This window comes from [Flexibacter] sp. ATCC 35208 (assembly GCF_001975825.1).
Taxonomy (GTDB): domain Bacteria; phylum Bacteroidota; class Bacteroidia; order Chitinophagales; family Chitinophagaceae; genus Chitinophaga.
In genome coordinates, this window is record NZ_MTKN01000160.1 from 1 (window position 1) to 2,489 (window position 2,489).

General features: G+C 48.3%; 2 protein-coding genes. Both read right to left on the reverse strand.

The window, feature by feature from the left end; all coding sequences use genetic code 11:
- Positions 1–66: 66 nt before the first annotated feature.
- The gene (locus BW716_RS34785) at positions 67–1,035 is read right to left on the reverse strand and encodes a type IX secretion system membrane protein PorP/SprF (RefSeq protein ID WP_083730639.1); all 969 of its coding nucleotides are present in this window, start codon (positions 1,033–1,035) and stop codon (positions 67–69) included.
- 20 nt (positions 1,036–1,055) lie between these two features.
- Positions 1,056–2,489 (reverse strand): Ig-like domain-containing protein (locus BW716_RS34790; protein ID WP_143709227.1); only part of this gene is annotated, 1,434 nt, incomplete at its 5' end.

Here is a 2,489-nt window from a genome sequence, read left to right on the forward strand (position 1 = left end):
GCCTGGCGCACACAAAAAGGTGTACCGAATAAATCGATACACCTTTTTTTTGTAACTATTCTAATTCTAAAACACCCTTGGATTAGCCATTCTCGCTTTGAACCCGGGGAAAGTATACCCTACAGATACTTCATGTGTACCACTGCTATACCCATTCAATGGGCCGGTGGTAATATCATAGGCATACCCCACCCTCATATTCGGCACCGGGAAAAGCTCGATCGCCGCTACTACAGAATTGCTGTAGGTCAGCGCGCTTTGTAAATAACCCTTATCATACAGGTTCACCCTGGTACGATAAGAACCTCCCAGCCAGAGAATGTCCTTGTAGAGAATAAATGTATTTAAGTCCAGACTGGTCGGACCACCTAAGTCATCTTTCAGGAGGAAAGACGGCTTTAACTGGAAGTCCTCATTCAGTGGCAACAACCCACCTGCGGTGAGGTAGTAGTGCATTTTTGATTGTGGTACCAGTTTGTACTTACCGCTTTTCAGGTAGTTAATAATCATATTATCAACCGAGAAACCGGCATAGAAGCGGTCGTTGGAGAAGTACACCCCTGCCCTTGCGTCTGGCGACACAGTGCGCTGAACACCTGCCGGCATATTGGTTTCAGGATCATTGGTGACGAGTTCCGAAGTATTGATGCTCTTTTGCAAAATTCCGAAACTTACACCGAAAGCCAGCCTTGAGCTACCGTCGGGATTCAGACGGATACGGTAGGCATAGCTACCGTATCCTCCCAGGGTACTCTGTGCACCCAGTTTGTCGCTGGTGACCTGGAAGGCCAGACCAACGTTATCACTTGCTACAGCAGCATCTACAGCTACGGAGAATGTACGGGGAGCACCGCGGATACCGGCCCACTGACTGCGATAAAAGCTATGCGCGTTCAGTTGCTCTTTGTAGCCAGCATATGCGGGATTGATATAGATCCCGTTAAACATATACTGGCTGTACTGTGCATCCTGCTGGGCTTTCAGTGTCAGTGACCCTGCGAATAATAAGCCTGCAATTAAAAATATTTTTTTCATGGTTTTCAGCGCTAATCACATTAATTGTTAAAGTTCCTTACCAGTGTAGTGTATCCTTTGATCACTTCCCATCCTGAACTAGCTGTGCGTTTGATTCGCAGCAGATAGAAATAAGTCCCTTCGTTCAAGCCATCTCCTTTCCATGTATTCTGGTAGTTCTTTTGTCTGAATACTTCGTTACCCCAACGGTTTACGATGATCAGTTCAGTTTCAGCATACTGGCTGAGGCCTCTGATTTCGAATACATCGTTCTGCCCATCGCCGTTCGGTGTGAACAGGGTTGGTACGGTGATCTCTGCGAATGAGGTAGAGATCCTGACAGTAGCGGTGTTGGTCGTTTTACCATCAGCGGTTGTCACTGTGTAAGTGAAGGAATCTTCACCGGTGTAACCTGTAGCAGGTGTGTAGGTGATGATACCGTTGCTGTTTACGACTACTGAACCGTGGGTAGGTTGATCTATGATTGTTACAGTACCAGGATCGAAGGTCGAAGTACCTGCGCTATCGTTGGCGAGGACGTCGATGTCGAGTGGTGTGTTGGCGACTACGGTTACACTGTCGTTTACGGCAATTGGGTTGTTGGAGGTATCAGGTGTTACGGTAACGGTTACTGTAACGGTTGTGCTACCGCCTTTGCCATCGCTGATCACAACAGTGAAGGTGTCATCGCCAGTGTAGCCTGGTTCCGGTGTGTAAGTGTATGTACCGTCATCATTTACTACTACGGAGCCGTGAGCTGGATCGTCGCCTTTGGTGAAGGTGAGTGGATCGCCATCAGGATCATTAGCTGTGATGGTGCCAGTAGCAGGGGTGTCCTGCCCGGTGGTGATGGTTTCGCCACCGGTTACTACTGGCGGGTTGTTGGTACTTGTTGTTGGTGGCGTTACAGTTACTGTTACTGTCACCGTGGTAGTACCACCTTTGCCATCGTCTATGATAACAGTGAAGGTGTCATCGCCGGTGTAGCCAGATGTTGGTGTGTAAGTGTATGTACCATCAACATTTACTACTACGGAACCGTGAGCTGGATCGTCGCCTTTGGTGAAGGTGAGTGGATCGCCATCAGGATCATTAGCTGTGATGGTGCCAGTAGCAGGGGTGTCCTGCTCAGTGGTGATGGTTTCGCCACCGGTTACTACTGGATCGTGATTGACTGGATTTACAGTAACTGTCACGGTGATTTCGGTAGAGCCACTATTGCCATCGCTAACGATAACAGTGAAGGTATCATTGCCGGTGAAACCGGTAGATGGTGTGTAAGTGTAAGTACCGTCAGGATTTACGACTACGGAGCCATTTGATGGTTCAACCCCTTTGCTGTAAGTCAGCGGGTCACCATCTACATCAGTAGCGGTTACACTGCTGGTCAGTGGGGTGTCTTCATTAGTTTGTTCAGTCGTGTTTGAGCCAGATGGATCATCGTTTACAGGGTGAACTGTGATATTGACTGTGAT